35 protein-coding genes and 2 other RNA genes are annotated in these 26674 nt (G+C 60.4%); 12 read left to right on the top strand and 25 right to left on the bottom strand.

Annotation, left to right across the window (positions count from 1 at the left end; translation table 11 throughout):
* Positions 1-12: 12 nt before the first annotated feature.
* The 25 genes from DSAT_RS01540 to DSAT_RS15920 all read right to left on the bottom strand — a co-directional run bounded on the left by DSAT_RS01540 (position 13) and on the right by DSAT_RS15920 (position 14943).
* The gene (locus DSAT_RS01540; RefSeq protein WP_020885819.1) at positions 13-522 is read right to left on the bottom strand and encodes a phage virion morphogenesis protein; all 510 of its coding nucleotides are present in this window, start codon (positions 520-522) and stop codon (positions 13-15) included.
* Positions 523-588: 66 nt separating this feature from the next.
* Positions 589-1827: a phage minor head protein gene (locus DSAT_RS01535; RefSeq protein ID WP_020885818.1), complete on the bottom strand. Its 1239-nt coding sequence runs from the start codon at positions 1825-1827 to the stop codon at positions 589-591.
* Entirely contained in the window at positions 1820-3370 is a 1551-nt protein-coding gene (locus tag DSAT_RS01530) for a DUF935 domain-containing protein (RefSeq protein ID WP_020885817.1), read from the bottom strand. Before DSAT_RS01530 ends, DSAT_RS01535 begins: the two co-directional genes overlap by 8 nt.
* Complete coding sequence (locus DSAT_RS01525) at positions 3364-4674, bottom strand: terminase large subunit domain-containing protein (protein ID WP_020885816.1); 1311 nt, start codon at positions 4672-4674, stop codon at positions 3364-3366. Before DSAT_RS01525 ends, DSAT_RS01530 begins: the two co-directional genes overlap by 7 nt.
* A gap of 144 nt (positions 4675-4818) precedes the next feature.
* Positions 4819-5421 carry a DNA adenine methylase gene (locus DSAT_RS15925; protein ID WP_353740129.1) on the bottom strand — a complete coding sequence of 201 codons (603 nt, stop codon included), beginning with the start codon at positions 5419-5421 and terminating at the stop codon, positions 4819-4821.
* Positions 5422-5434: 13 nt separating this feature from the next.
* Positions 5435-5968: a phage protein Gp27 family protein gene (locus DSAT_RS01515; RefSeq protein ID WP_020885814.1), complete on the bottom strand. Its 534-nt coding sequence runs from the start codon at positions 5966-5968 to the stop codon at positions 5435-5437.
* Between the two features lie 5 nt (positions 5969-5973).
* Positions 5974-6279, bottom strand: coding sequence for a hypothetical protein (locus DSAT_RS01510; protein WP_020885813.1), 306 nt, complete (start codon positions 6277-6279; stop codon positions 5974-5976).
* Positions 6272-6556: a hypothetical protein gene (locus DSAT_RS01505; RefSeq protein ID WP_020885812.1), complete on the bottom strand. Its 285-nt coding sequence runs from the start codon at positions 6554-6556 to the stop codon at positions 6272-6274. Before DSAT_RS01505 ends, DSAT_RS01510 begins: the two co-directional genes overlap by 8 nt.
* On the bottom strand, positions 6553-6975 hold the full coding sequence (locus tag DSAT_RS01500; RefSeq protein WP_020885811.1) for a 3TM-type holin: 423 nt from the start codon (positions 6973-6975) through the stop codon (positions 6553-6555). Before DSAT_RS01500 ends, DSAT_RS01505 begins: the two co-directional genes overlap by 4 nt.
* Entirely contained in the window at positions 6975-7472 is a 498-nt protein-coding gene (locus DSAT_RS01495; RefSeq protein ID WP_020885810.1) for a glycoside hydrolase family 108 protein, read from the bottom strand. Before DSAT_RS01495 ends, DSAT_RS01500 begins: the two co-directional genes overlap by 1 nt.
* A gap of 146 nt (positions 7473-7618) precedes the next feature.
* The gene (locus tag DSAT_RS01490; protein ID WP_020885809.1) at positions 7619-7939 is read right to left on the bottom strand and encodes a hypothetical protein; all 321 of its coding nucleotides are present in this window, start codon (positions 7937-7939) and stop codon (positions 7619-7621) included.
* Between the two features lie 15 nt (positions 7940-7954).
* On the bottom strand, positions 7955-8443 hold the full coding sequence (locus tag DSAT_RS01485) for a Mor transcription activator family protein (RefSeq protein WP_020885808.1): 489 nt from the start codon (positions 8441-8443) through the stop codon (positions 7955-7957).
* The gene (locus tag DSAT_RS01480; protein ID WP_020885807.1) at positions 8440-8871 is read right to left on the bottom strand and encodes a phage protein GemA/Gp16 family protein; all 432 of its coding nucleotides are present in this window, start codon (positions 8869-8871) and stop codon (positions 8440-8442) included. Before DSAT_RS01480 ends, DSAT_RS01485 begins: the two co-directional genes overlap by 4 nt.
* Positions 8868-9041, bottom strand: coding sequence for a hypothetical protein (locus DSAT_RS15485; protein ID WP_020885806.1), 174 nt, complete (start codon positions 9039-9041; stop codon positions 8868-8870). Before DSAT_RS15485 ends, DSAT_RS01480 begins: the two co-directional genes overlap by 4 nt.
* Positions 9042-9060: 19 nt before the next feature.
* Entirely contained in the window at positions 9061-9345 is a 285-nt protein-coding gene (locus DSAT_RS01475; protein ID WP_020885805.1) for a hypothetical protein, read from the bottom strand.
* A gap of 35 nt (positions 9346-9380) precedes the next feature.
* An RNA gene (locus tag DSAT_RS15055) (hammerhead ribozyme type II) lies at positions 9381-9450 on the bottom strand.
* Between the two features lie 51 nt (positions 9451-9501).
* Positions 9502-10530 carry a hypothetical protein gene (locus tag DSAT_RS01470; protein ID WP_020885804.1) on the bottom strand — a complete coding sequence of 343 codons (1029 nt, stop codon included), beginning with the start codon at positions 10528-10530 and terminating at the stop codon, positions 9502-9504.
* Between the two features lie 11 nt (positions 10531-10541).
* An RNA gene (locus DSAT_RS15050) (hammerhead ribozyme type II) lies at positions 10542-10610 on the bottom strand.
* Positions 10610-10888: an HU family DNA-binding protein gene (locus tag DSAT_RS01465; protein WP_020885803.1), complete on the bottom strand. Its 279-nt coding sequence runs from the start codon at positions 10886-10888 to the stop codon at positions 10610-10612. Before DSAT_RS01465 ends, DSAT_RS15050 begins: the two co-directional genes overlap by 1 nt.
* 20 nt (positions 10889-10908) lie before the next feature.
* Positions 10909-11421 (bottom strand): host-nuclease inhibitor Gam family protein, encoded by a 513-nt coding sequence (locus DSAT_RS01460; RefSeq protein ID WP_020885802.1) that lies wholly within the window; start codon positions 11419-11421, stop codon positions 10909-10911.
* Positions 11418-11657, bottom strand: coding sequence for a hypothetical protein (locus tag DSAT_RS01455; protein ID WP_020885801.1), 240 nt, complete (start codon positions 11655-11657; stop codon positions 11418-11420). The genes DSAT_RS01460 and DSAT_RS01455 overlap by 4 nt, the downstream gene beginning before the upstream one ends.
* Positions 11658-11681: 24 nt before the next feature.
* Complete coding sequence (locus tag DSAT_RS01450) at positions 11682-11903, bottom strand: hypothetical protein (RefSeq protein WP_020885800.1); 222 nt, start codon at positions 11901-11903, stop codon at positions 11682-11684.
* Positions 11903-12628, bottom strand: a complete 726-nt coding sequence (locus tag DSAT_RS01445) for an AAA family ATPase (RefSeq protein ID WP_020885799.1) — start codon at positions 12626-12628, stop codon at positions 11903-11905. Before DSAT_RS01445 ends, DSAT_RS01450 begins: the two co-directional genes overlap by 1 nt.
* Before the next feature lie 21 nt (positions 12629-12649).
* Positions 12650-14755, bottom strand: a complete 2106-nt coding sequence (locus tag DSAT_RS01440; protein ID WP_020885798.1) for a Mu transposase C-terminal domain-containing protein — start codon at positions 14753-14755, stop codon at positions 12650-12652.
* Positions 14755-14943 (bottom strand): DNA-binding protein, encoded by a 189-nt coding sequence (locus DSAT_RS15920; protein WP_040370554.1) that lies wholly within the window; start codon positions 14941-14943, stop codon positions 14755-14757. The genes DSAT_RS01440 and DSAT_RS15920 overlap by 1 nt, the downstream gene beginning before the upstream one ends.
* A gap of 209 nt (positions 14944-15152) precedes the next feature.
* On the opposite strand from DSAT_RS15920, the gene DSAT_RS15045 reads away from it, so the two are divergent.
* From DSAT_RS15045 to DSAT_RS01375, 12 genes are all read left to right on the top strand, one after another.
* On the top strand, positions 15153-15611 hold the full coding sequence (locus tag DSAT_RS15045; RefSeq protein ID WP_040370552.1) for a helix-turn-helix domain-containing protein: 459 nt from the start codon (positions 15153-15155) through the stop codon (positions 15609-15611).
* A 310-nt stretch (positions 15612-15921) separates the two neighbouring features.
* Entirely contained in the window at positions 15922-16488 is a 567-nt protein-coding gene (locus DSAT_RS01425) for a hypothetical protein (RefSeq protein ID WP_161656080.1), read from the top strand.
* Positions 16489-16502: 14 nt separating this feature from the next.
* The gene (locus DSAT_RS01420) at positions 16503-17474 is read left to right on the top strand and encodes a class I SAM-dependent methyltransferase (protein ID WP_084712753.1); all 972 of its coding nucleotides are present in this window, start codon (positions 16503-16505) and stop codon (positions 17472-17474) included.
* A 248-nt stretch (positions 17475-17722) separates the two neighbouring features.
* Entirely contained in the window at positions 17723-19045 is a 1323-nt protein-coding gene (locus DSAT_RS01415; protein WP_235695904.1) for a B12-binding domain-containing radical SAM protein, read from the top strand.
* Positions 19046-19067: 22 nt separating this feature from the next.
* Positions 19068-20033, top strand: coding sequence for a UbiA prenyltransferase family protein (locus DSAT_RS01410; protein ID WP_020885793.1), 966 nt, complete (start codon positions 19068-19070; stop codon positions 20031-20033).
* 34 nt (positions 20034-20067) lie between these two features.
* Entirely contained in the window at positions 20068-20709 is a 642-nt protein-coding gene (locus DSAT_RS01405; protein ID WP_161656079.1) for an HAD family hydrolase, read from the top strand.
* A complete protein-coding gene (locus DSAT_RS01400) occupies positions 20706-21443 on the top strand; it encodes a class I SAM-dependent methyltransferase (RefSeq protein WP_020885791.1) in 738 nt (245 codons plus the stop codon). The genes DSAT_RS01405 and DSAT_RS01400 overlap by 4 nt, the downstream gene beginning before the upstream one ends.
* Positions 21444-21467: 24 nt before the next feature.
* Positions 21468-22340 (top strand): class I SAM-dependent methyltransferase, encoded by an 873-nt coding sequence (locus DSAT_RS01395; protein WP_020885790.1) that lies wholly within the window; start codon positions 21468-21470, stop codon positions 22338-22340.
* Between the two features lie 54 nt (positions 22341-22394).
* Entirely contained in the window at positions 22395-23114 is a 720-nt protein-coding gene (locus DSAT_RS01390; protein ID WP_020885789.1) for an acylneuraminate cytidylyltransferase family protein, read from the top strand.
* Positions 23107-24018, top strand: coding sequence for a dihydrodipicolinate synthase family protein (locus DSAT_RS01385; protein ID WP_020885788.1), 912 nt, complete (start codon positions 23107-23109; stop codon positions 24016-24018). Before DSAT_RS01390 ends, DSAT_RS01385 begins: the two co-directional genes overlap by 8 nt.
* Before the next feature lie 191 nt (positions 24019-24209).
* Entirely contained in the window at positions 24210-24734 is a 525-nt protein-coding gene (locus DSAT_RS01380) for a winged helix-turn-helix domain-containing protein (protein WP_020885787.1), read from the top strand.
* A gap of 380 nt (positions 24735-25114) precedes the next feature.
* A complete protein-coding gene (locus DSAT_RS01375; RefSeq protein WP_161656078.1) occupies positions 25115-26590 on the top strand; it encodes an ABC transporter ATP-binding protein in 1476 nt (491 codons plus the stop codon).
* Positions 26591-26674: the final 84 nt, after the last annotated feature.

Below are 26674 nucleotides of genomic sequence, written 5' to 3'. Positions count from 1 at the left end.
CCCCTCTCGTCATCATGGCAGCATATACCCCGATACGATGGCCAGGATGGAGCCCCTGTCGCTGTCCGAAACACCAAGGAAAGGACGGGCCGGGATATCGCCCCAGGGGGCCGCACCGAATTGCCCGCGCTTCGCGCCGAACTGCTGCACGGCAGCATAAACCTGTGGGCTGCCAATTTCAACCCTGTCGCGACCCGCGCTGTAATGTATCATCGTGGACAGGGATTTGGTTTCGCCGATGAGCGGCTTCTTTGATCCAGCGCGGGTCTGGCCTTTCTTGGTCAGCCCGCCGCGCTTGCTGCGGGAACCCTTGTACTTGTCGACATAGGCAAGGATGGTCGCCGGGGAGTTCTCCTTCCACGCTTCGCCGTCAGGGCCGACGCCGTCGGAGAACCGCTGGATCGCGCTCTCGGCGAGCAGCTCCCCGATATCCTGCATGGCGGGAGACATATTGCCGAGGCGACGGACAAGCCCCTCCAGGGCGTCCAGAACCTCTCTGTCGTTGATTTCGATATTGATCATGGCTATACTCTATTGAAAGGTGCGCGCATCGCGGCGTCCGGCTCATACCCGGAAACGTCCTGGACGTTAGCGCGGGGGCGCACCTGCTTTTATCCACATGCTCTGCAGAGCCAGCGACCTTCTCTTTTCCCGAATCTCAAAAGCTGCCGTGCGCATCTCGCCGCCAATCTCTTTCGATATCCGCACGACCGGGCGGCCAGCCTTGGTCATGCCCCCGTCCTCGACCAGGTCCGGCTTGTTCAGCATTTCAGGCAGCAAGGCATAGTCTTCGACCCTTACTTCCCGCTGGCCTCTGGCGAGTTCTGACTTGGCGTCGCCATGCCCGGTGAGTATGTGCCTGGGTGCATACTGGTCGATCGCATAGTCGAACAGATCGACCCTTGCGCCGGTCAGTCCTCCCACCGTCTTCGCGTCTGCACTTGTGAGCAGGCCCATGGTCCGATACGGGGGGACGTCCCTGCCGTCCAACGCGGCCTGAGCATAACGCCGAACATCATCCGCCACGGAAGGCAGGCTGCGATATGCCGTGGCCAGCCTGTCGCGGACAGACTCCGGAACTCCCTGCATGTACGACTTGGCCAGGGAATAATCCCACTGCTGCGTTTTGGCCGCCATCGTCCGGACGGCGTCTGAAACCGTGTCGCCGGGCATGTAGCCCCATCCACGGTCGATGCCGCTCGGCTCTCCCGTCTTGGGGTCGATTCCATTATCCGGAGCCGTGCGCACCTTGCCGCCGTACCTGTCGGCATCCTCGGGACGCCTGACGCCGACAACCCGGCATCGGCAGCCCCACCCGTTTGGAGGGTAGTGCGCCTTCCACCAAGGATCGTCAGCCCGCAGCGTGAGACCGTTCCAGGACACATGCAGCGGACGGGGATGAAGGGAGCTGTCGGAGTGCTTGTACACCCACCACTCAAAGCCGCCCTCGCGCAGCTGCGCAAGGCGACCGGCGGCGTAGCTCGTGGAAAGATTGGTCGTGTAGATAACCCTGGTGCGCCAGTTGAACTCGCCCCGGTAGTCCCAGCCGTTGCGCTCGACGATTCGGGCAAAGTCCTTGCGGAAGGACTGAATACTTCCGCCCTCGGCAATAACCCTGTCGACCGCTGCGGCCAGGTCGGACAGCAGGTCCGCCTTTGCGGCCCCGGCCACCATGAACCCCTGATCGTGCCGCCCCTTCCAGACGTCGTCCCACTTGGCGGACGGCATCATTTTGCCGAGCTTGGCCCGGAAAAAGGCGACCTGCTCCGGAAACGGGCGCTTGAGTACGCCCGCCACCTTCGGGTCAGCTGCGGCCGGATCAGACATCAGACTCCCTCTCCACGTCGTAGCGCCCCGCCAGCTCGGCGGCGGCGAATCCCATGGCCATCACTTCGGCCAGATCTCCATCGGGCAGATCGGCGTAGCTTGCGAGCAGCGACTCCCGAAGCGTCGGAAGGTCCGGAGCGTCCTCGACCAGCTTGCCGATGTGCTCCAGAATGGTCGCCCACCCTGGCTCGGCATCCGCAGCCATCCTTTCGGCCTGGGGGGATATGGGGGTCACATCCTCTCCGGAAGCCTCCTGGGCGTGTGCGGCGGTAGCCTTGCGGGAGTGCTTGTCTTTGTCTTGCTCTGTTTGTTTGAGATTTTCCGGCGCGGATACAGCACCCAAAAGAGGCTCGTCGCCTTCCGCTTCGGGGATGCCCCACTTCTCACGCACCCAGCGCTCCGGCACCTTGGCACCGAGGGGGACAATCTTGGACAGCTGGCCCGCAAGCGCCACCATGTCCTCGGGCTCTTCAACGAACAGTTCCACGTGAGGAAGGGGCGCATCTCCAAGGTTCAAGCGCACGATGGGGCCGATAAGACCCCGGCGGAGCGTCGCAGACAAAGAACGTGCGTCGGCGCGCAAGAGGTCACTGCGAACCTCGTTGTGGACCGTGGCCTGGGCAAGGCTGCCGCTGGAACCCTGGTCTGTCGTCAGCGTCTGTCCCAAAACGGCCTTGCTCACCTGGCGGTCCAGATATTCGATCAGGCGCTGGTACAGGTCCGCGCTGGCCGTCTTGGCCGTCGACTCCTGAAATTCGATCTTGAGGCTGTCGGGAATAACGGCGGCGGCATCGGAGCCGACATCCATCACCGCCCGGCGAAGCACGTCAATATCCTGCTGGGTGGCCGAGGCGTCGTATTTGCCCAGGCGCAGCGGCTGGCCGTACAGCTCGGCGAATGCCGCCCAATCGCGCAGGGCATAACTCTTGAACACCCACGCCCACAGCGCCGAACGGGCGAGGCCGCCCATGATCGGAATGCCCGCCAGAATCCTCGGAGCATGGCAGATAAACTTGTACTCCGGCAGCTCCTGGCCATCCGGCGACCCGTCGTACAGACGCAGATGGCGGCCGGTCTCCCGGTCGAACTGGAACCAGTGCGGCTCGCGGATCAGCGCGTCCTGGGGCAACCACCGGCCGCCCTGGGTGGACCAGAGAATCTCCGCAACGGCATACCCCTTGGACAGCGCGTCAAGCAGTCCCACCAGCAGGGCGGGGATGTCCAGCCTCTCCAGCGCGTCTTGGACAAGCTCCGCAGCCTTCTCGGCGGCGGGCGTCTCGTCGGCTGGAGAAACGGACAGCGGCAACCCTGCGGCGGCCAGCTTGCGGGTCTGCAACACCGAACGGTAGTGCAGGTCTTTCTCTTCAATGTCTGCGGCGGCCAGCAGATACTCCTTGGCGTCGCCAAGGCTCGCCCTGCGCAAAATGTCAACCACGTGCGCCGGGGTGAGCGAGGCCATGGGCCGCAAGGTCCACGCCTGCCGTATGCCGGTCAACCCGGCCGAGGCCACCTCGGACTTCAGTGTCTTCTTATCTACTACCATCGTTCATTATCCTCGCTTCCGCGCCAGGTTCTCCGGCTGACCGTTTCATAGGCATATACAGGTGACGGCTCCACGGCCGCCGAGACGGCCAGAGCCAAGGCCCAGAATCTGTCCGCGTGGCTTCTGCCGCTTTCCGTGGTCCGCTCGGCGATCAGTCTCGGCGCTCCGGTCGGGCTGGCTTCGCGCTTGACGGAATGCAGGTCCGACCGCAACTCGGGCCGGGGCGGAATCCGCAGCGAGCGATCCTCCATGCGCTCCTTGAGCGCGGTGGCCATGTCGAGCTTGCGCACTGCGGAGAACAGGACGCCTTCGACACGGTACTGGCCATGGCGACGCTTTGCCTCTTCGACGGGCATCTCGCCGAGACCCGTCTGGTCGAGCGCGGCGCGGGAGACCCGGTATTCCTTCATGATCCTGTCCAGGGCGGACAGCTGCTCGGCAAAGGACGTCCGGCGCATTTCGACCAGCTCCCGCAGCCAAAGGACATCTCCGACCATCTCCAGCACGGCGATGACGGTCAGGTCGCCGCGAGCCGCAAAGTCCATCCCCACAAAGCAATGGCCGCCGGAGTACTTTGCGGGAATCCCCGCGGCCTCGTCCTCGCAGCTGCCGACCAGCTCATAAGGGAGCCAGGCCGAGGCCGCGTCGACGAACTGGCACTCGAACTCCTGCGCCCAGGCTTCCGGGTCGGACATGCCCCGTCGCAGCTCTTCGACGTCTCGCGGGAGCCCGTCGGCGACGGCGTCGTAGATGGTCACAATGTGCCGGGAGAAGACCGACTCGGGATCGGTCATGATCTCGTGAAATTTGTCTCCGACTCCGCCGGGCGTGGATATGACGCGCAGCTTGAGGTCGGGGCGGGATATGACGGGGAAGAGGGCCTTCCATATCGCCCGGTTGTCCTTATGGTGGGCAAACTCGTCAAGAATGAGGTTTTCCGTCATACCTCGCGCGGTGTCGGGGTTCGCGGCCACGCACCGTATGCGGCTCCCCTTGGGAAGCCTAACCTCGAAGGCCAGCTCGTTCGCGGCGAAGGGGACGGCCAACGCTTCGAAACCGGCCTTGAACGCGCGCAGGTGGAGCTTCACGCCGTTGTCCATGGCGTCCAGGGCGCGGGCCTGGCTGACGGACAGAATGGTCCATCGGCGAGACTTGCCCTGCGTCTCCGCGTCAAGGCAGTCCAGAACGGCCTCCAGGGTGGTCGTGAATGTCTTGCCGGTCTGACGGCTCCACATGCCCGACTTAAACCTGGAGGTGTCGTTCAGGTATCTGCGCTGGTACGGATAAAGGACTGATTCGCTCATTCTTTCGGCCTGATTAAAAGTTCAACGTAGCGCTTGCGGGCTGCATTGTTTATACCCCTCCAGCGCTCTCGCTCCACGATCTCGCAATCCGCATACAGCTCCCTGATCAGCGGATGGTCCCCGTAGGTCAAAATCCAGCTACCCTTAACAGTACGCAGGCGCTCCCGAAGCTCGGCATGGTCTATGCCGCCGCTCGCGTACAGCTTCTGGTCGCCGTCCGCGTAGGGAGGGTCCAGGAAAAAGACTACCCCCCCCCCCCCCCGAAGGGGCGTGGTCATAAAGGTCGATCAGCCGCCGCCAGTCGAGGCATTCTATCGACACCCGAGCCAGGCGATCGGATACGGCCATGATGTTCTTGATCAGCGTGTCCCGCGATGCGGCAGCGCACGACCTGGACACATGGAAGCCACGACCGGCCAGCCCGGCAAAGCCGGTCCACCGTGCAGCGATCCACCGCGCGGCGCGCTGAATGTCCGTCTCGCCCGGAGACTCCAGCCAGTGCAGGCGCTCGGAACGGGAAAAGAGGCAGTACCGAAGCTCCTTGGAAAGCTCGTCGGGATGATGCCGTGCGACGCGGAAGACCGTCACCAGCCCCTCGTCGACGTCGTTGTACACCTCGACAGGAGAGGGCTCTTTCGCCAGGAGCACGGCCCCCATGCCACCAAAGACCTCCACATAACAACGATGCGGCGGAAGCATGGCGGCAATGTCTTTTGCCAGCCACCTCTTTCCGCCGGGATATTTCATAATGGGCTTTACATTAGCTGCCATACAGCTCTTCCTTGATGCGATTGAATGTGTATGCGTCGTAACGAGCATCGTCCTGCATGGCCTCTTCGATCTTGGCCAGCTTGTCGGCCACCTCGTCCTGCCAGCGCTTTTGAACCACAGACGCTCTGGAAACCTCCGCGATAGCCTTGGCGGCCTGGGAGAGCAGCTTGACACGCGCTCCGGCGTCGGACTCTTCCTCGGCCTCCTGCAGCGACACCATCGCATCGAACAGTTCCGACTGGACCAGACTGATAACAGCTGCGGACCTGAGGTCCGCCTGATCCGGCGCGCTCTCCGCAATGAGCTTCGCGGCTTCCGTACTCGCCTTGATGGCCGAGAGCTTTCGTTCCAGCTTCTTTCCGTAGCGATGCACGGCGGAGCGGGAGGGAGCGGCCTCGTCGGGAAACTTGTCCTGCAGGTCTGCGATCAGCTCGTCGAGCGTCAATCTGCCCTCGACGATCCGCCGCTCCAGATAGGACCGTATCTCCGGTGAAAGCTGCTGGACTGTGGATTTCCTTGCCATGCCGCTTACCACTTGGGAGGTCTTGCGACGCCTGCGGGACACGGCGCGCGGTGGTCCACCACGTCCTCACCGTCGGCGGTCAGCTCGGCTTTCCAGACAGGCCCCTTGCTGATCGTCAGCAACCCGCGCTTTTCCAGACTTGCAAGCTCCTGCCGGACCAGGTCGGGAGTCACCGCCAGCGGGACGTCCTGGGCGGTCCTCATAAGCACCATTTCCGTGGTGCCATAGGGGCGCGCATGCCACAGCGCATAGAGAAGCACCCAGCGAAGGGTCTCCCGCTCCGCCCTGGCGATATCTACAAACTCATTCATTGTTTCTCCGGGCCATCAGCTCGTAGAGCCGGTCTAGTTTCACGTTCAGGGCCGTGTATTCGCGGATGGAGTCTTCCCTGCGCTGAAAGTTGATGGCCAGCTCGGATCGGCAACACTGCTGCTCGCGTCTGATCTGTGCCAGCTCCTTCGCCTGTTCGGCCTGGCGCTTTTCCATGTCGCTTACCATCTTGGAGACGAGCGCCCGCAGTATGCCCACGAGAAAGCCGCTCCAGGCGACCATAAGTCCTGCTGCGAACAGCAACTGCCTTTCGGTCATTTCCTGCTCCCGCCGCCCTTGAGAATGGTCGTGATCTTTTCCGCCCCGCGAGAGACGAAGTAGAACCCGAAGGCCGCCATGAGCATCTGCTTGAGCATGTCCACGTAGGCCGGGGAAACATCGTGCTGATACAAAGAGAAGCCTGCAAAGATGGTCCATGCAGCCAGCAGATAGATCAGGACGAGAGGCCGCACGTTTTTGGACAGCCAGCTGTCACTGCTCATGTCGGCTTTCAGCCGCTCGGTGAGCTGGTTTTCCATGTCGGCTTGGAAAGACATGGCCTGCGCCACGGCCTGCTGCTGCAGTAGTGCGAGCTTGGCCTCGGCCTCGGCCTTCTGCTCGGGAGTCATATCCGGGGGGAAGTACCCCTTGATAAGGTCGACCCCGGCAGAGATCAGGTCTCCAACAAAGGGGAGCATCATACCTCCTGGGCGAGGGCGAAAATCCGCGTCAGCCAGCCCATGCCGAAGCGGTCGAAGTTTTTCGTCTGGCTGTAGCGCATCGCGCGCAGCGCCATGAACCTGACCGCGCGCCATTCCGGGTGGGACTTTGCGGCAGCGAGAGTCTTCGGCCCGATCTTGCCGTCCACGGTCACGTCGGCAGCCTCCTGGAGCATCCGCGCGGCAGCGGATACGCCCTGGTTTATGGCGGCGTCAAAGACGTAGAGGGAAAGGGGCCAGGGAAGCTCGTCGCACTTGCAGGCATCCCAATAATCCCGCCTGTAAATCTCGCGCGCGTCAGATTCGGTCAGGGCGCGGATGTCGAGATCGGGATACGAGCGCTGGCAAATGCCCCACTTGGTCAGGCCGCCGGGGTCGCGAGGGTCGTCCGAGACCTTCTCGCCACCCTCGGCAGCCACAATCAAGAGGAACGCGGCATCGAAAATTTGAGGGGGGGGATTGTAATTCTTTTTCATGCCCGCACGATACGGCAATATGCGGCGGGGCGAGCGTAGAAAGCATTCAGCGGGAGCCACAAGACTATGCTTGCGACTCCCGCTGATATAAGGCTTTGGCCTTGGCTTTTTGATACAGAACTTTTCTCGGAAAAGCTATCCCCAGATCACAAGGTCGTTTCGCTCATGACCTTTTCGATACGCCTGCGCTCGCGCTGCGTCAGGCTCCACTCGCTTTTGATCTTCTGGAACTCGGACAAGGCTGCCTCATAGCGCTTGGCCTGCAGTTCCGTTCTGCGCTGCCTGTCGGCATACTGGAGGAGCACCCAGAACGGGTCAATCTCCTCCCCGCACTTTTCACACTTCACAGTGTGGGCCTGGTCGTTTACGAGCAGCCGTGGATGATCGCACCGGCGATTCCTTGGCTTCACGGTGTAGGGCGTGGCGACGCCTTTCTTGTAGTCGTTAAAATCAACAACCTTACCCACTTCACACTCCTTTCATCACAGAGGCAAGGGCAGCTGGCCAATCTGCTGCGACCTGCCGCCGTCCTTCTTTTCACCGCCGGGAATCCTCGTCAGGGCGCGCCAGATAGTCTTGTCGGTCAGACTGAACTCTACAGCCAGCATGGCCACGATCGTACGGGCCGATAGCCCCTGCTCGGAGAGGCCGTCGAAGCGCTTCTGGATCGACAAATCCTGCATGGCCGCGACGGCAGCCTGGCAGCGCGGGATATAGAACCCGCGACTGCCGCCATAGTGGCGCACGAAAGCTGCGGCGACATCTTCGCCGAGAACCTCGCCAAGCCACTCTATGCGGGCAATGCCTGCGGGAATGTCTCCCTTCGGCACGTCCAGGGTGGTTCCGCCGAGCTTCTCCACGACGCGCAAGGCGAAGTCCAGGCCGATATGCTCGGCCAGCTCCCTCACGCTCGCGGGAAGTAGCTCTTCCAGCTTCTGCGCGTGTTCCGTGTTCAGCTTCTGTTCGATCACTTGGACTCCTCTTGCTTTTTCCAGCGCCGTAGGCCGGAGATGATGTCGGTTGCCTGCTTCCTGCTGGCAAAGGTGACATCGTCGACGCCAGCCGTGCGCTTGATGAACCCACGCAGACGTCCATCATTCAGCCCGTCCTCCCATCCGCGCTCAAAAGCGAGCTGTTCAATCTGTGCGAGCTGCCGAGTGGTCGGCTTCGTCAGGTCTTGTCCACCGCGCGGAGCCGGATCAGGAACGTAGATGTCCGCGCCCATCTCTTTGAGCTTCCAGCACCATCTGGTCAGCACCTTGTCATCCATGGCGGTGCATGAACGATGGCCGGTATGAATCTCCTGAATGGAGCGGCGCATTTCCTCATCGTCTCCCCACAGCTGCTTTGCACCCTTGTGAGCTATAAAGAGCAGTCGCCCACGGCCTGTTTTATTCATTTACTGCCTCCATTCGCCCAGAGTTTCAGCCATCCGACAACCTCTTCGGCGTCTTCCGAGCTCAGACCTTTGCGCTTGATGTGGCCACGCCACATCGCAAGCACCGCCGGGTTCGTAAAAAAGTCGGCAAGAGCCTTGCGCAGTTCGTGCTTCTTCTCGTCCTGGGTCATTGACTCCTCCGCGCCCAGGCTACGGCCTCAAGGAGTAAGCGCCGATCATCGTCAACGCGAACACGGCGAGGGTCACCTTGTCGTCAGCCTGGATCATGACCAGCAGAGCTATGCAGTCCGCGCAAAGGGCGAGGGCCAAGGGCATCCCGGAACTCTTCACAGCCCCGAACAGGAGCGTGACCAGACATACCCACGTCCTCACCTGCCACGGAAGCATCGCGGCCGGAACGCCGTAGCGGAATCCCAGGGCATAGGCTCCGAGGAAAAGCGCGGTCACCAAAGTCTGCGGGTGCGTTATTTGCATGTTTCTCCCAAGCCGCTTTGCGGCATTTCGTTTTCATTCGGCTGGCTCATCAGGCCCCGGTCGCCGTCTCTCCGGAACGACCGCCCACTCAGGGCGGTTTCGCTTTCAACAGGCGGGCTTTCGCCCGCCACAGCATGATCCAAGGGGCAAGGCACATTACTCCTTCGCCAGGCGCGCACCGAGGATCGAGTGCGAGATCGACGCCGCGGGGACGCAGTTGACGTTCCAAAGCCCCGCATGCGCGCCGTAGCTCCAGTGGCCGCCCACGATCGGGAAGGCCTCGCGATAGCTGTCCCAATACTGCCAATCAGGAGCTGTGGACTCGCTCTGCTCATCAGCGCCGAAGTCCACGATAAAGAGGTCGCCGAGGTCGTATTCGTTCGTCCTCTCGTCCATGAAGGTCACCGGATAAACAGCGTCGTCAATGGAGTCGGGAATCTGGCCGGTCTCGACCCATGTCTTGCGGCCGTGGCGGTCCCAGAGGCAGATTTCGCCATCATCGGTCTTGAGCCCGTCAATCCACTGCCAGACGTTGCCCCAAAGGCCAACGATTCCGCGATAAGTGGCCTGCGCCACGTCCTCGGCGTCAACCTCCGCCGCACCCTTGCCCCAGGCGTCCACGCGGCCGCGACCGGTCTTGCTCTGACTGTCCATGGTGGCATTCTCCACCAGGTAGAGCCACTGAATCGCGGACCACTGGTAGGCGCTCCAGAGCATGAAGCCGTCGACATCGCCCTCGTTGCGCGCGGCGGCGTCGGCCTGAAACTGCGTCAGGCTCCGGCTGACAGCGGGCTTGACTCCAGGAACGGAAGAGAGCTTGGAGCCGTCCATGCTGGCCTGGTACTTGCCGACGAACACCTGCTGCAGGTCGCCACCATCACGGCGGAAGGCCGGATGAATGGAAAACCCGTCCAGAGGCTTGTCACTGATCAGCCAGGCATGCTTGCCAGCATACTCTCCGGCCGTCAGCCAGGTCCGCTTGATGTAGAACGCGGGAATAAGCACCATGTACTGCCCGTCGATCACGACATCCTTGATGCCGCCCCAGACGGGATGGGTGTCGAAAAACGCCTGTCCGGGATCGGGAACCACATTCCCGTCAGCGTCGATACGCGCCCACAGGCCGCCGTCGCTGTCCGACCCGGTAAACACCACGCCAATTGCATCCATAATCTTCTCTTCCATCGGTTTTCTCCTTTCGGCTGGCTCATCAGGCCCCGGTCGCCGATTGGCCGGGACGACCGCCCAAAAGGGCGGTTTCGCCTTACAGTTCATCCATGAGCAGCGACTTGGACGCCTTGAAGGTCACGGCCTGGCGCTCCGGGATCATGACCGGCTCGCCGGTCTGGGGATTGCGACCCTCGCGGGCCTTGCGCGTCACCGGCTTGAAGGTGCCGAAGTGGCGGAGGTTGACGGACTCGCCGGAGCGCAGCCCGTCGACCATGGTCCGCAGCACGGTGTCGACGATGCCTGCGGCCTGGGTCTTGGTCAGTCCCGACTTGTCGGCTACGGCCTGAACGATTTCGCTTTTGGTGAGAGACATTCCTTTTCTCCTTGTGGTTGTTACGCTTCACCCTTGAGGGCTTCGGCGGATACTTCGATGTAGAACTGGTCCTTGGTCTTGCGCTCCATGCCGACGGCTTCCAGCTTGCCGTCCGTCCACTCGCGCATGGCTTCCTTGTTCACGGTCTCCGAGGTCTTGATGGCCTCGCCCCATCCCAAGTCCTTGAGCTTCTCAAGAACCTGGGCCATCTTGACCTTGGCCTTGGCCACGATGCTCGTGGATTGCCTGAACCCGATCACCCCATGCGGCAGTTCCAGGCTCTTGCGCTTGGTGAACAGTTCGCCCCTGTTCACCTCGGCGAATCCGTTCAGCGCCGTCGCCAGGGCCTTTTTGCGCTCCTGGTGCGGAGCCGCTTCGGCGTCCGCGTTGCGCTTCACGATGTCGATGTTCTCGTTCATGTCCGCCTCGATGGCGGCGAGGCTGCGCTCGATCTCCGCCATTTCAGCCATTGCAACCTTTGCCTGCTCGACCGTGGTGATGATCTCGCTCTGCGGCTTGATCCGCTTGCTCATCTTTCGCTCCCTTTAAAGTGTTTCAGCGTTGCACCCTCCAAGCCTTCAATCCGCTCGGCAAGCGCCAGCATGTTGTTTCCCATGATCACCAGCTCCTCGTGGGCGCTTCCGGCCTTCTGCGCCAGAATCTTGAGTTCCACGCCAAGCCGGTGCGCCTCGCCGGAGATCGGTCCGTTCGGCATGGCGGTGAAAGCCTGGTTCCCTGTTCTGCGTCCGGTATCGGTTCTCTGCAGCATGTGATTCTCCTTGACTGTTGCGGGTTATCCCCTGAGTTCCGCCACCCTGCAGCCTTCGCAGTTCTGTCGGGGGCATTCGATGCAGATTTGATCCAGCGGGGTTTCGCGCCCCTTGTCCATGGCCTCCATGAGGGCCTGGTATCGCTTCACCAAATCTCCGTTCCTGTCGTATTTCCCATTCTTGAGCAGCGAGGCGGCAGGCTTCGAGCAGCCAAGCACCGCGCAAATCTCATTTAATGTGAGCATCAGGCCGCCCCTACCTCTCTGCGGTTGGCGGTCCAGGTCAGCGCCGCTTCAAGGACCGGCATGGTCAGGGCGGATACGTTGTTCGCCCGGCAGATGCGCAGGCATTCTTCGGCCAGCTCCACCGCCTCACCCCAGTTCCCCTTGCGGCAGCCCTGCCAGAACTTGGTGGCCGTCTCGCGGTCCACATCGCCGAAGCGGGCATTGAGCACATGGGTGAAGGTTTCGGCGCGGTCGAGGTGTCCCATCCGCGCGCGCTTGGCTCCGATCCTGCGCCCGAGCTGCAGCAGTAGGGGCCGGGTCTTGGCGCTCACGAACTGGCGCTCGTAAATTTCGGTTCCGACCAGGAGCACCGCGAAGCCGCATTCGTCGGCGAGGTAGCGCAAGGCTTCCAGCGCCTGCCAGCGCAGCTTGTTCGCCTCGTCCAGGATCAGGATCGGGCGCTCGGTCTGGCTCGGACCCCACTCGGAAAGCATCCGCATCCATCTGGTGGAAGGCCCTTCGATCCCGGCGGCGGCAGTCACTTCGCCGAGAAGGGCGTAACGGCTCATCCCCTCGTAGGCGCAAACCCTCATCGCGCCGTGGTTGGTCATGATCGCGCGAGCCGCCACCGTCTTTCCGGTGCCGGTCTCGCCGATGATCTCACCGACGGACGCTCCGGGGGTTTCCTTGAGCAGCGCGGCCAGGGCCAGCGCCTCGCGCACAAACTTGGTTTCAGCGATTTCCACATCTTCCTCCTTGGTTATGAATTACCAGCCTTGAGCCCTTAGAGCCTCGACCGCCGGGTCTTCCTTTACCCCCCAGCGATTCAGTGAGAGCTTCTCGGCATCCTGTGACTTGGCAGCAATGGCCAGCGTCTGCTCGGCAGCCTTGTGCCGGTTGTCGCAAAGAGCCTGCACCTCGGGATCAACAACGCTGATGCGTCCTGCCCCTATGTCGGTGGCCTCTATGGCTTCTCTGACGCCAGCCAGTTCAGCAAATTCGCGCATAAGTTCTCTCGGCTCCAGCCAGGCCACTTCGCCCTTCATGATCTGCACGGCCTTGCGGGCCTCCTGGGCCAGCTTGCCCGCGTACTTTGCACCCTGCGGGTCGGCCATGTCATAAACAGGCATGGGCCGGGCTACGCAGAGCAGCCGCGATTCCTTGAAAACATAGCTGCATACCGGGTCATGCCTCGGGTGGCGCACGAGCAGCTTCTCGCCGTCGTACTGGTGGAGTTTCTCGTGATAGTAGCGCCAGCCTCCGGCGGACACCGTTCCGGCGGTCACAACCCTCTCGCTACGGTCCGAGAACGCCAGCATCAGGGCTCCCTCATCTGCCACCATCTTTCTCCAACCGCGCTCGGTCCACTCGCTGAGCACCTGAACAGGAGAGCGGCCCTTCATGTGGTCGCCGCCCTGCGGTGTCGCGTGGTAGTAAGGGATCGCGTCCGCGAAAAATTGCTTCAAATCCTCAAGCGGCGTGGCTTCCGGAGCCTTGCCCAGCCGCCGGGTGCGCTTCACGATGCGGTTTCCGCCCGCGTAGAGCGGATGCCAGCCCAGATGCCATGCCAGTGCGGAGAAAATACCTTCGAGGTTCTTGGCCCTCGGCTTGAACGGCTGGGAGCGGATGATCCGGCCCTCGTCGCTGTTCAGCTGCACTCCGCCGAAAACACCGCCGGAGAAGACCGCCAGCTCGCGCCAAGCGTCGAGCATTTCGGTCCATGAGTATTCCGACCCGTTGTCCAGGTAGAGCCGCTTCGGCATGCCCCAGGGTGAATGGGCGCACATGGAGGCGAAGGAGAGCGCCACATGCTCGCGCCGTACGCCGGTACCCTTGTTGGGCAGGTAACCGGTGACGTGGATCATGTTGGTGGCCGCATCCTGCCAAACGATCAGGCGCGCCCAGGCCAACTTGCCGTCGGGCCGCAGAACAGGAATGTCGCAAGGCGATACGTCGCCGAAAACGACGTCTCCGGGGGCGTAGTTCTCGCGCGTCCTGTAGATGGGTGTCTGGTGGGTGTCGTAAAATTTCTTGGCGTCGCGCTTATAGGTGGCGATCATGGAATACCGGCGCTCAGCCTCCACAAACTTCCGGGGGACGTTGCAGCAGCGCTTCGCCACCGCTTCGGGCATCCCCGCCGCGACAGAAAGCCTGTAGAGCACCGGCTTGGCGAGGTTTTGCACCTGCCGCACGGATGTGTTCGCCTGCGCCCAGAGGCCGCGCACGGCCAGGGACATTTCCTCGGCGATCTCCGCCAGCTTCTCCCGGCGTATGCCGGACCCTGCCGCCATGGTCTCCCATTTCTGGGAGATCAGCGTCCGGGCCTGCCCCCTGTCGGTGCGGACCTTGTCCATAAGAGCGGTGATCCCGCCCTGGCGATACTGCTTCTCCCAGCGGTACAAGGTCGGCGTGGAAACGCCGTGGGCCTCGGCCAGCACTTCCGCCTTCTCGCGGCGACCCTTCGCGCGCGGTGGGAAGGATAGAAGCGGCTCGATCATCCGATACCGCCGCATGGCCTCCTCGCTGCGCCGTCTGGCGTCGCCCTCGTCCATGCTCACCAGCATGCCCACATGCACGTCCGTGGCATCTTCCCGCACCGCCGCCACAAGCGCCCGCGTCTCGGCGGGAACCTGCGCGGCGGGCGCGGGAAGATTGGAGGGGGTGGAGGTGGCTATTTCAACTGATTGACGGGCTTCATGGATGGCAAGAGCGCGCTGCACCTCGGCCGGAAGCGACGCGGCGTCGAACAGACGCTTGCGCCCGCCGCGACACGTCGCTTCGGTAAACGGCCAGGACTCGCGAAGAGCGCGTTTATGCACTGCCTGTACGCTGATATCCAGCGCGTCCGCGATAAGCCTGACGTCTACACTCATTAGATCACGCCGTCCTTGATGCCCAAGAGAACGGCAGCGCGGTGAGCATCGCCCCTGCGGCCTTTTTTTCTACCTGCCAAAACCTCATATACGGTCCGGTCCGAAATTCCGTGTTCACGAGCCCATTCGCGGATGGACTTTCCTTTCCTGTCGAGTTCCTTGCGGACCTGCTCGCGTGTTTTAACCATTGCTAAGATCACCTTCTTGGTTTAATTCGGTGGAAGACGGCCCAATCATACCGAACTAAAAAGTGATGTCAATCACTAAATGGTGATTCTCCGGTTTAAACTTAGAAAGTGTCGCCCGAAAAAGCGATTTTGCTTTTTATCTTTTTAATTTCAAACCTTTAACGTAAAGCGTCAACGAGGGGCAAAGTTGTCGCTTTTGGTTTAAACTTATGGAAGAAGCCTCAACCATAGGAAAAAGACTCCGCACATGGCGAAATGCCAACGGCTGGACACAAGCAGACCTTGCATCACTTTTAAGTGTTCATGTTGGAATGATTCGCAAATGGGAGGGAGAGACTTCTTTACCCGGCGGAGACGCACTCCAGCGGATTGGCGGAACCGGCGTGAATTTGCATTGGCTGCTCACCGGCGAAGGCAGTATGCGGAGCGATGAAGAGAGGGCCGCTACGCCGGATGTAGCTGTTGCTACGCCGGATGTAGCGCCAGGGATGCAGAAGTACGCCGCGCGGCTGGAGGCGATCATGAAGCTGCTGGAAGACATTGAAGACGAAGGGGAGCGGGAGGTTCTGCTCGCAGACTTCTTTGCGCGCGCTCAAAACGCGAAACAGATAGACGAGCTGAAGCGCACGGTCGCGGACCTCCGCGCCGCCCAGCAAAAAACGGGTTGACCTGGCGCACGATCAGCCGCCATAATCACCCGTAGAAGGCAAGGGAAATCTCAAATAATCAGGACAAAACTACACCCCTCGAAAAAGACCAACCCCATCCCCGCAAACCCGCACCAGCCGGGCGCATTCCGAAATATTCCCCCTCGTCCCACCAAATCCCAGATCACTTCCGTCTCACGTGTTCCGTCTCATATAATGTTTTCACCCCTACCCTGAAGTGAAGCTCATGCACAGCCATGTGCCTCCTTCGCGCGACCTCGTGGACAACGCGCCTCTGCTCGACGCCCTTGGGGTGCGTTGGATATTGGCTATGGAATCCGAGAGTCCACCTGCGAATGCGCGCGAGGTCGTGCAGTGGCCGGTCGAGGGCATGGAGAATATCGTCGTGTATGAAAACGAGGATGCATGGTCGCCCGCATGGTTCGCCGTGCCCGAAGTATCGGCCGGACCGCTTCCATCGGTAGCCGGATGTGGACATGACCGTCTGCTGTGCGCGGACGCCTCCGGACTACCCGCCATCAAGACCGGCGACACTCGGGCCGATTTCGCTGCAGGCGGCATGGACGTGCGCTTCGCCCCCGCTTCCGAGCCCCGCCTGCTCGTGGTTACACAGATGTACCGCCCGGGTTGGCGGGCCGAAGGACTGAGAGAAGGAGGCGAGCGTGTTCTCTTGACGACAAGCGAGACGCTGGGCACTCTCACGGCGGTGGAAATCCCAGCCGGCGTTTTCGCAGTGTCTTTGCGGTATCTGCCTGTAACGCCCAGATTGCTGACACGCGTGTCTTGGGGGATGCTCGGCCTGTTCTCGCTTGTGGCCGCTTCATGCCTGGCGTTGGGGCGGACGCGCCCGAAAAACGATTTTACGAGTCGGTCCTGATAATGTCACACCCCATGAACCGAGAATTTCAGTGCATCATTTGCGGTTCTTCAAGCGCACAACGCCTGTATCCCGTGCGCGATACCAACCAGGGAGCGCATGGGCAGTGGGACATCGTCCAATGCGACGGCTGCGGCCTAGGCGTGCTTTGGCCCTTGCCGTCCCCGGATGAAATATCCTTCTTTTATGAAGGCCAATTTTATACAGAGGGTGGCGAACGATTTGCAGGACCAGTCGAACAGCTTCGCGCAAAGCTGGCCGAACTGCGTGGCCGTACTCTCGACAGGATTTGTCCGGATCAAGGTCGCCTCATGGATTTCGGTTCAGGAGCGGGACATTTCGTGCGCGCGCAGCAACTCAAGGGGTGGGAGGTCCACTCCGTGGACCCCTACAGTTCCGTCGCGTCGCATACGGCCCGAGTAACGACGAACAAGGACGGGACGGTCCTATTGGACTACCCTGACGCCTATTTTGATGCGATCTCGCTGTGGTACGTGCTTGAGCATCTGGCAAATCCTCAGCAGGTGCTCCGCGAGTTGAGCCGTGTCCTCAGGCCTGGAGGCTACCTGCTAATTGCTGTACAGGATTTCTCGAGTATTCAAGCCCGATTCTTCGGTCCACGCTGGCTCATTCTCGACCCGCCTCGCCATCTTTGGCATTTCTCCCCGGCTAACCTCGATATGCTCGCCAAAAGACATGGCCTGCGACGGACGGCCATGAGTCGGGCGTGTGTTGAAATGGGCCCGTTCACCATTCTACAGAGCACGCTCAACATACTTCTGGGGAACCGCAATCACCTGTTTCGCTTCCTGAAAAATCCGAGGCTGTCCCGTGGCCGGGTTTCCTGGACGGAGGCGGGAGGCGTGGCCGCGAGCATTGCCCTTTCTACTGTCCTCGGGCCGTTGTCTTTTCTGGCATATTGGGGGCTTCTGGCGATCGGGTCGGGGGACGTGTTTACGGCCTATTACCGGAAAGACGCGCAATGATTTCGGCCAGGGCCGCTACGACAGGTGGAGGCGATGCCCGTCCGCTCAAGACTTGCGTCGTCGTACCGCCCGTCGTCTGCCACCATCTGGACCCCCACACGGGTATCCCCTTCATGCCGCACATGGCCGCCTATCTGGCGGGCGCCCTACGCGACGCGGGCATGGATGTGACCGTGCTGGACAGCTTCGGCATCGACTGCCACGCGACCCAGGTAGTACGTTCGGAATTCTTGCTCATGGGCCTTCGCGTGGACGACCTCGTGGGACGGGTCGCAAGGAACTGCGACGTCTGCTTCATCTATTGCCGGACAATCGCGGAATTTGTGGCCGTGGAAGATCTGGTGGACCGCCTGAGGATTAACAGGCCTGAAACGAAGATCGTACTTTTCGAGAACATCCAGGCAGTCACCTCATACAGCCTCATGGAAGTCGCGGACCAGTTCATCCGGCGAGGAGTTCATTGTGTCATCGGTGGGGAACCGGAAGACCGGTGCGCCGAAGTCGCTAGGCGTCTGGCTGCCAGCCGACCTCTTTCCGGCATCCCCGGCACGGTGCATGCGGGAGACGGAAGCGTGGCCGCGCCGGTCAGTGAAGAGTCTGCCGGGCTGCCAGAGAACCTGGACGCTCTGCCCATGCCTGCTTGGGAGTTGTGGAACCTGAAGGGGTACTGGACAATGGGCTTCGCCCACGCTCCAGTCAAAAAGAAGGACCGTTTCCTGCCGTTGCTCACTTCGCGTGGCTGCCCCTTCCGGTGCGCGTTCTGCATTTCGCCAGGGCTCAATCCCAGATGGCGACCTCGAAGCGCCAAACACGTCGTCGATGAAATGGAGCATTTCAACAAAACGCTCGGCATCAACGACTTCCACATCTCCGACCTCAATCCTACGGTCAACAACGAGCGCATCCGCGAAATGTGCCGCGACATCCTGCGTCGAGGGCTCGCGATTACTTGGAAGTTCGCCCAAGGCACCAAAATAGAGACCATAAAAGATCGCGAAACTCTGGAACTCATGGCCAAGGCCGGATGCGTCTATGTTTCCTTCTCGCCGGAAACCGGTTCGAAACGACTCCTTAAGATCATGCACAAGCCTTTCGACCACGAACACGCGCTTGCGATGGCCCGACATATGAACGCGTTGGGCATTCGCATGCAGGCCGTATTCCTCGGCGGCGTGCCCGGTGAAACGCAAGCGGACCGGGATCAAAGCCTGGCCTATGCCACACGGCTCATCAAGGCTGGGGTGGACGAGATATCCACGGTGATCTTCACTCCGTTGCCTGGGGCGCGCCTTTCCGATGCCCTGTCCGGTTACGAACATTACTCACAATGCACCCCGTCCCCCGATTGGCGCGCGGATTACAAGGATTTGACCGCCTACCGCCGTCGTATGTATCTGAATCTGTTCACGCGCAAGATACTCTTTTGGCCCGGCAAATTTCTGCGCGAGATGCACGGGCTTTTCACAAAAAACTTTGAAACGAAGATGGAAATGTCTTTGTACAAACAGATCAAGCTATACATCCTTCGGTATTTTCCGGCCTTCTATGCCCGGAAGCCTGTTTCCAAGTGAACCATAAGCAAAGGTACATTTCATGCCCAGTTTTCTAGTCCCCTATTTGCGCATAGCCCGCCCTGACCACTGGGCCAAGCATATCTTCATCGTGCCGGGCATATTTCTGGCCGCGTTCATGGCCGAAAGTCTCGCCTGGAACCAAGTGGCCATGAACGTCGTGCTGGGGTTCGCGTCGGCCTGCCTGCTCGCTTCAGCCAACTATGTCATCAACGAATGGCTTGACTCCGAAACCGACAAGCAGCATCCCGACAAGTGCAAACGGGCTTCTTGCCAAGGACTCGTCACAGCACGCGGAGTGTATGTCGAATATATCCTTCTCGTGGTTGCGGGTCTGGGCATCGCCTCATTCGTCAACACCCTTTTCTTCCTTTCGGCGATTCTGTTCTTCCTTAGCGGCATCCTTTATAACGTGCCGCCTTTCCGAACCAAGGACATCGTGTTCGTGGATGTCATCACCGAATCCCTGAACAATCCCATCCGCCTCCTTTTCGGCTGGTCGATGATATCTCCCAACTGGCTTCCTCCTTTGTCGATGATGCTCTGCTTCCTGTTCGGAGGCGCTTTTCTCATGGCCGCCAAGCGGCTTTCAGAATTTCGACATATCGTGGAGAAGAAAGGACGGGAGGCTGCGAAACTCTACAGGCGTTCCTTCGCCTTCTATTCGGAGGACTCACTGTTACTCTCGTGTTTCGCCTATGCCGTGCTGACCAGCTTTCTGCTTGGCGTGCTGCTCATGAAATACAGAGTGGAATACATTCTCACCCTGCCGCTCTTCACATGGCTGTTCGCCTACTACCTGCGACGCGGTCTTCAGCCCGGCTCCGTGGCCCAAAAGCCGGAGAAACTACTTACGGACAAGCACCTGCGACTCATCACTCTTCTGCTCGTGGCGGCCTTCACGGTGCTCACCGCCTATGACATTCCCTGGCTGGAGAGACTGCTGCTCACCCGTTTCTCGGAGGTTCCGCTTGACCGTCTCTGGTGACGCCCAGGTAGCCTGGAGCGACATAAGGGCCGTCGTGCTCGATCTCGACGGCACCCTGTACCGCCAAAGACCGCTCAGGTTAGGCATGGCGACCGAACTCGCCGCAGGGCTGCTCATTGGCAGGGTCTCGCTCAAGACCTTGCGGGCCATCCTGTTTTTTCGGCAGCTCAGGGAACGGCTTGCCGAGCATGAAACGCAGGACGCCGCCTGGCGGCAATATGTGGACACCGCAAAGGCCTTTGACCTTTCTCCGGCCGAAGTGCGGGATATAGTTGCGGAATGGATACAGCGCCGCCCTTTGAAATATCTGTCCATGTCGGCCATTCGACCGGCGAAGGATTTCGTACTCGCGCTGAAAAAACGCGGTTTCAAGACCGCCGTCCTTTCTGACTACCCCACGCATGCAAAGCTGGCGCGCTTGGGCATAGAGGTCGACGCGCAGGGCTGTACCCTGGATGCGGAAAGTTCCATGCTCAAACCCCATCCGGGAGCTCTTCTGGATATGTTACGGCGATTGGAGGTTCTTCCTGAAAACACCCTGGTGGTCGGAGACCGCGACCGAAGAGACGGAGAGATGGCCCATCGAGCGGGATGCGCCTACCACCGGGCACGCTCGGCCCGATGTTTCCGAAAGCTTCTCGCTTCGCTCGACCAGCACCATGGAGCGCACGCGTGACAGCCCTGAAATCGAATCAGACCAGGAAGTTCTACAGCGACCTGATGCAAGGCAAGGAAAAGCGTCGTCTGTGGGGTACCGATTCCCGCTTCTCTCCTGAGGCCATCTGTGCAAGACCGTCGGTGCAGAAGTACTTTCTGCCTCCTGTCAAGCGTCATATCCGGTCGGAACATACGGTTTTGGATCTCGGCTGCGGTCCGGGCAACTTCCTGCCCTTGGTCTCGCCCTTGTGTCGCGAACTCGTGGGCGCGGATATCGTGCCCGACTTCGTGGCTGCGGCGCGCGGGCTCGTGGACCGGCTCGACCTTGCGAACGTTACGGTGCGACAGTCGGATGCGATCCTTCCTTTTGACGAAGGCTGCTTCGACAGGGTCCTCATGGTGGATACCATCCACCATCTGGAGGATGTGCGGTCCACGCTGGAAGAAGTGCATCGCGTGCTCAAACCCGGCGGAAGACTACTAGTATTCGAACCCAACAAACTCAACTGGCTGCTGTGGGTGATGTGCGTCCTAGACAGGAACGAGCGCGGTCTCCTTTCACTTGGAACCTTTCCAGCTTACCGGAAGGCGATGGAGGGTCTTTTCCGCATGCGGGACGAGGAATGGAGCGGCTTACTGCTCGGGCCGTCATCTCGTCTGGCCACCAGCGTTGCCGATTTCCTGGACGGCGGCTTGGGCGGAAAGCTGCGTTTTCTTTTGCCTAAGATATTCTTCACCGCCGAGAAAATTTGAGTCATGCCAAGCGGGAACGACGACATGCGTTGCAGAATATGCGGCAGCCCCCGCCTCAGGCTGGTGAAGCAAGGAGCAGGTCAGGGAGAGCTGCGTAGCGACGATTTCGCCATTACCGACGCTCGCTATGGCCAAACGCTGCCGATCTACGCGTGCGATGCGTGTGGCTTCCTCCAGTGTCCCGACGTCGAAGGACTGCTGCGTTACTACGAAGGACTGCAAGACCCGGACTACGAGAAAGGCCGCCCCCAACGCACACTGCAGGCACGGATGCTGCTTGGCCGCATGCTCTCCATTGCAGGCGATTCGGGCCAAGGCAAAACCTTGCTGGATGTGGGGGCGGGAAGCGGCATTTTGGTGCAGGCAGCCAGGGAAATGGGGTTTGACGCCTTGGGCGTGGAGCCGAGCCGCTGGCTTCAGGGAATCGCTGCCTCAGCGGAAATTCCCGTGATCTGCGGCACGATCGACGACCTGCCAGGGGATGCGCTTTTTGACGCCATCATGGCGGTGGACGTAGTTGAGCACGTGGATGATCCCATGGGGCTGCTCCGGGCCTGCGTCTCGCGGCTGAGGCCCGGAGGCCTGCTCGCTGTCGTCACGCCGGATCGCGGATCCGTGGTGGCGCGTCTCATGGGTTGGCGGTGGTGGCACTACCGCATCGCGCACGTAAACTACTTCAACCGCGTCACACTGGACATGGCCCTGCGCGGTGCGGGCCTGACCCCTATCCAGTACACACGCCCCGGCTGGCGCTTCCCACTCGATTACTTATTGCAGCGCTTGGGGGCTTATATTCCTCCCCGTTTTATTCCAGTCCCAGGTTTCGCCAGGAGGATAACCGTTCCCCTCAACCTGCTCGACTCGCTCATGGCCGTAGCCATGCGGAGGGAGTCTTGAAACCCGCCCGGCCAAATGGGGCTTCCAACCTGGAACAAGGAAGATGAGGACTCGATGACGCCACCATGCAACGCCCTCGGCATCATACCTGCCCGAGGAGGTTCCAAGCGCCTGCCGCGCAAGAACATCCGCTTGCTGGCCGGACACCCGCTCATAGCCTACACCATCCATGCGGCGCGAAAGGCCAAGCTCCTCACAGATTTCCTGGTCAGCAGCGAAGACGAGGAAATCCTCGCCCAAGCCAAACGCTACGGCGCTCCCACCCCTTTCGTCCGTCCCGCCGAACTGGCCGGGGATCAGGTTCGCAACATCGACGTCATCAGACACGCGCTGTTCAAGATGGAAGAGAGCAGGGGCATCCGCTATGACATTCTGGTCCTGCTGCAACCCACGTCTCCGGTCCGCTCTTGCGAACATATCGACGAAGCCATCCGGCTTTTGCATGCAAGCGGCCTCGACACGGTGGCCTCGGTCAAAGGACCCTTCAAAAAGCGGGATCCTGTGGCCAAGACCATCAGGGCCGGAGTGCTGGAAGATCTCTGCCCCGTGGCCGACTACTCCGACCCCGAGCCCTTGTACATGTACAACGCCTCGATCTACGCCATGAAGCGCGACTTCTTCCTTGAAACCGGGCGTCACGTCTCGCGACGCCAAGTGCCGCTGATCATGGACCAGTTCCATTCCGTGGATGTGGACACCGAGGCGGACTTTCTGGTAGCCGAGGCCTTCGTCAAATATCTTGGTTTGCACAGCGAGGTAACGCCCTGTGATTGAAACGAGACCGGTCGAGGGCATCGTCCCCGTCGTCGTGACCCCCTTCGATGACCATGGAGAGGTCGATCTGACTGCCGTGGAGCGGCTCGTCGGTTTTCTCAACAGCAAGTCCATTGGTGGACTCTGGGTGCTGGGCACAGGCAGCGAGGACATGAACCTGAGCTATGAAAAACGCCTGCGGATCGCCCGGATGGCTTGCGCGGCCAACGCCGGAAAGACGCCCCTGATCCTCGGTGCAGGCTTTTTCGCCATGGAAGACACCCTCGCGTTCTTCGAGGACACCAAGGACCTCGCTTGCGACGGCTATCATGTCATGCCCTATCATCCGCTCCTGAGCCTGGAAAGGCTGGAGTGGTTCTACACCGAGCTTGCCGACCGCTGTCCGCGCCCATTGTGGATGTACACCAGCGGCAACTGGGCACGGCCAATACCGCCGGAATTCGTGGCGCGGCTGAAAGGACACCCGAATATCGCGGGCATCAAGTACTCCAACTCGAACGCCGTGTTGGCGGGCAAGGTGATCAATCTGGCCGAGCCGGGCTTTCAGGTCATCACCGCCGTGGCGGCACAACTGCTCGCCTCCCTGGCAATGGGGGCGCGGGCACATACGTCGAGCCTGGGCAGCGCATTGCCCGAAGCCATGATCGCCGTTTACGAGCTTTTCCTGCAGGGTGACATCCAGGGCGCGCGTGCAGCCCAACGCACCTTGGTGGAGTTCCTTTCCCTCACTGCTACATGCGCGAAAACCGATAACTTTCTGACTGGCGCCGAGGAGAAATACATCCTCAGCCTGAGGGGTATCTGCGGTCCGCGCATGAGCTCGTATTATCGCGAACTCACCGAGAGGGAACAGGCCGTGGTGCGCAAAGCGCTTTCCCTTTATCCCGGCATCGTGCCCGTCTAGGGTGACGTCCGTGGAAATCCGCAAAGCCGCATTTTGCCGAGGAGCGGTCAGGGGTTGCTGATAACCTTTGCGAGCCGTATCGATCCGCTGGTGGACGCGGCACTGGCCCCCGGAGGCGAGCGAACGGGAGGATACGGGAACGGGCGGCTTTTGGTTGACTTTTTGTTCAGATTTTCCTAACGAAAAACGCCATGCTTTCCGAGCTTTTCACATCCAAAGCCCGCATCCGGGTACTACTCAAACTTTTTTTGAATCCAGGTATTTCCTGTTATTTAAGGCAATTGTCTGGAGAATTCGGGCTGTCCCCAAACGCCTTGAAAGAGGAGTTGGACAGTCTGGCGGGAGCCGGGTACCTCGAACGCGAGCAAAACGGCCGTTCCGTCTATTTTCGGGCCAATACCAAACACCCGTTTTTTCCCGAAATCCACTCCATCGTTCGCAAGCATCTGGGCATAGACAAAATCATTGAGCAGGTCATTTCCGCGTTGGGGCAGATTGATGCCGTCTATCTGCTCGACGACTACGCGCAAGGCATCGACTCGGGGCTCATAGACCTCCTGATCGTGGGGACACCGAGCCGGAACCTGCTTGAAGGGAGCCGACGTGGAGTGGAGCAGAAGATCAATCGCAAAATTCGCTACATGATTGTGTCCCCCGAGGAGTTTGAGTCAGACAGTTCCGTATTCCTGCAAAGACCGAACTGCAGGGTACTATGATGCGTGACGCGCCGCACATGATTGCCCCGGGGTCGGCTTCGCTGCCGAACGGCGGAAAAGGCGGGAACTGAATGGAGCGGAAACGGGACACGCCCCCCCGGGACCCGGGGCTTTTGCGCGCCTTGCGCGATCTTTCCGGCGGCTATGTGTCCTACGCGGCCTTACTGACCGGTGTCATGTTTCTTGCCGCCGTCCTCGAAACCTTCGGGCTCTCCCTCATTCTTCCCATTCTCGGACACATCACAGGGCAGACCTCGGAGCAGGGTTGGCTTGGCGAGGTCTTTTCGGCGACCGCCGCCTTTTTCCCCGAAGACTATCGGCTGCTTTCGCTCATGGGGTTTGCTGCCTGCGTCTTTCTTCTCAAGGCGCTGGTCATGGTCATGTTGCAGGCCATGCAGATGGACTTCAGCCTCAAGCTTCGCGAAAACTGGTCCGCCTCGATTCTCGAGAACTACATGCGTGCCCCGTTCGTGGCCTTGATGCACGAAAAGCACGGCGTCATGGTCCACAATGCCACCTTCGAGCCGCTCTCCGCCAGCAAGGCGGTCCTGCAATTCTGCCATCTTTGTGTTCATGCCTTCACCTGCGTTTTCGTCTTTGCCCTATTTCTGGCGGTGGACTGGTCATTGACCCTGTTCATGGCCGTCCTGGGAGGAGGTGTGCTACTTGCGACCCGCACCGTGACCCGCAATTTTTCCGTACGCTTCGGGGCCCAGCGTCTGGCGTTGCACCACGAGATATGCAACCTCACGGCGGAGTCGCTCAGCGCGCTGCGAGACGCCAAGCTGCTTGGCATGGAGCGAGGTTTCGGCGATCGTTTCAAATCCCTGTTGCGGCAGTACACCAGCAAGCATGTCCGGTTCTCGGTCTGGTCGGGCCTGCCAGAGAATTTCGCGGAATTTTTCATCCTTTTGGTCTTCCTGTGCATCGTCCTTTTCCAGACCGCCTATCTGGGCAAAGATCTGCAAAGCCTGATTCCGACGCTCGGATTATTCATCATTGCGGGGAATCGGCTTTTGCGGTCTCTCGTGCAGATAATCGCCTACCGGTTCAAGCTTCTCTCCAATCTACCCTCCTTCTCCATGCTGCATCGGCTCATGTTCCATGGGCCCGGACACGAAGTTCTGGGGCAAGGGGATGATTTCGAGAGACTGGACTCAGACATCGTGTTCGAGAACGTCAGCTTTGCATACGACAAGAGGAATCCAATACTTCGAAGTCTTAACCTCACGATTCCCTTGCGGAAAATGACAGCCCTCGTCGGCCCCTCGGGGGTCGGGAAATCCACAATCGCCGATCTGCTCGGCAGCCTTCTCACGCCAGACACCGGCCGGATTGTGGTCAACGGCCGCTCGTTGAGCGAAATGAACCTGGAGCAATGGCGGCGCAATATCGGTTACGTCGGCCAGGAACCCTTTCTTTTCCATCTGAGCATTCGTGAAAACATCATGCTCGGAAAGCCTGGCGCGACTCTGGAAGAAATCGAGAACGCGGCCAAGGCCGCGAACATCCACGAATTCATCGCGAGTCTTCCGCAAGGATACGACACCCTGGTCGGGGAGCGCGGGGCAAGCCTCTCGGGCGGTCAGCGGCAACGCGTCGTCATCGCCCGCGCTATTTTGCGCGATCCGGAAATATTCATTTTCGACGAAGCCACCAGTGCCCTGGACAGCGAGACGGAAGCTCAGATTAAGGCGGCTATCGAAGGTCTGGTCGGGAAAAAGACGCTCTTGGTTATAGCCCATCGCCTCTCAACAATCGAGAAGGCCGACGTCGTCTACGACATGGAAAAAATCATGAAAGTCGGCTCAAGAAGCGAAGACTTGGCCGACTCGGACGCCAAGCGCCAACCATAGCGCCAAGGAGTGCAAAAGATGCCGCGCGTTTTGACCATCGACGGACAAAGCATAGCCGACGACACAGGCTGTTTCGTCATCGCG

It is taken from the genome of Alkalidesulfovibrio alkalitolerans DSM 16529 (assembly GCF_000422245.1).
In the GTDB taxonomy this organism is placed as follows: Bacteria; Desulfobacterota; Desulfovibrionia; order Desulfovibrionales; family Desulfovibrionaceae; genus Alkalidesulfovibrio; species Alkalidesulfovibrio alkalitolerans.
This window is presented reverse-complemented; position numbering and strand designations above follow the sequence as displayed.